Source organism: Dysgonomonas mossii (assembly GCF_004569505.1).
Taxonomy (GTDB): domain Bacteria; phylum Bacteroidota; class Bacteroidia; order Bacteroidales; family Dysgonomonadaceae; genus Dysgonomonas.
On record NZ_SPPK01000166.1, the window covers coordinates 1 to 379 of the forward strand.

Consider the following 379-nt stretch of genomic DNA (forward strand, 5'->3'; position numbering starts at 1 on the left):
GCGAGACCGCCTGGAACAGCCCGGCGAGCCAGGAATCCCGGCGCAGCGCGCAGTAGACCCCCATCAGGACGCCGACCACGAGCGCGAACACCGTGGCGCAGAAGGCGAGTTCCAGGGTCGCCGGCATGCGCTCGGCCAGCAGCTGCGAGACCGGCTGGCGGAACTGGTACGAGATCCCGAGCCGGCCCCGGACCACGTCGCCGGCGTAGCGGGCGAACTGCATCAGCACCGGATCGTCGAGGCCGAGGCTCTTGCGGATCTCGGCCCGCTCGGAGGCGGGGGTATCGGGCCCGACGATCTGGTTCACGGGGTCGCCCGCGAACCGGAACATCGAGAACGCGATGAGCCTGACGACCGCGAGCACCGCGGCCGCCTGGAT

At 71.2% G+C, this 379-nt stretch carries 1 protein-coding gene; it reads right to left on the reverse strand.

The annotated features are described in order from the left end of the window. The coding region (locus E4T88_RS19135) for an ABC transporter permease (protein WP_135107627.1) at window positions 1-379 on the reverse strand (379 nt) is incomplete at both ends.